General features: G+C 67.3%; 1 pseudogene. It reads left to right on the forward strand.

What is annotated here, in order from left to right:
- Positions 1–324: 324 nt before the first annotated feature.
- A pseudogene (locus ABZ887_RS51180) lies at positions 325–1127 on the forward strand (cytochrome P450); the annotation flags it as partial.

Below are 1127 nucleotides of genomic sequence, written 5' to 3' on the forward strand. Positions count from 1 at the left end.
GCTGCTCCGCCCCGCGTGAGCCCGAGTCTGTTTATTCGACCGATCGATCGAATATTGAGGCGAGAGTAGAGCAGCGACCTGACTCGATCAATGGCCGGGTGTCAGGCTTGGTCCGAGTTGCTTCCTGCTGGCCACTCCCATTGAGTGTACCGACCGGTCGACGTAAGATTTGTGATGCGCGCACCGCAATGATCTTCGAGGTGGCAACCGTGGCAGCCCCCGTCGACCGGGAGCCCCGGAGGGAGGCGGACCGGTTCCGTGGGTGACGAACGCGGCGCAGTTCGTCGCCGTATGACGACGAAGTCGGGGAAGAGGAGTGCGGACATGGCGGAGATGGCGATCGGTGCCGACGCGGCACAGGAGTTGCCGAAGTATCCGGCTCCCCGGGAGGCGGGATGCCCGTTCGCACCGCCGCCGGTTCTGCGCGCGCTGCACGAATCGGGCCGGCCGGTGCAGAAGGCCGAGACCTGGGACGGCACTACCCCGTGGCTTGCCACGTCCCATGCCGCGGTGCGGCAGCTGCTGGCCGATCCGCGGCTCAGTGCCAACATCGGGGGGGCCGGTTACCCGCACACCACCGCGGGAATGAAGGCGCACGCGGCCGAGATGCAGCCGTCGATCAACAACACCGACGGCACGGAGCACCAGCGCTGGCGCCGGATGCTGACGAGTTCCTTCACCCGGCACCGGATGGAGAAGCTGCGCCCGGAGATCCAGCAGATCACCGACGACCTCATCGACAAGATGCTGGCGGGCCCGAACCCCACCGATCTCAACGAGGCGCTGTCGCTGCCCCTGCCGTCGCTGATGATCTGCGCCCTGCTCGGCGTCCCCTACGAGGACCACGACTTCTTCCAGAAGCACGCCGGCTTCACCAACGCGCGGTACCAGAGCCCCGGGGAGGGCGCCGAGAGCGGCAGGGTGCTGCGCCGGTACATCTCCGAGCTCATCGAGGCCAAGATGGACGACCCGGGCGAGGACGTCCTGTCCGACCTCGGAGAGCGCATCAAGGCAGGCGACCTGTCCATGACGGAGGCGGCTCCGCTCGGGCACATCCTGCTGGTCGCCGGTCACGACACCAGCGCCAACATGATCACCCTCGGTACCGCGGTCCTCCTGGAGAACCC

This window comes from Streptomyces sp. NPDC047061, assembly GCF_040643955.1.
Classification (GTDB): Bacteria; Actinomycetota; Actinomycetes; order Streptomycetales; family Streptomycetaceae; genus Streptomyces.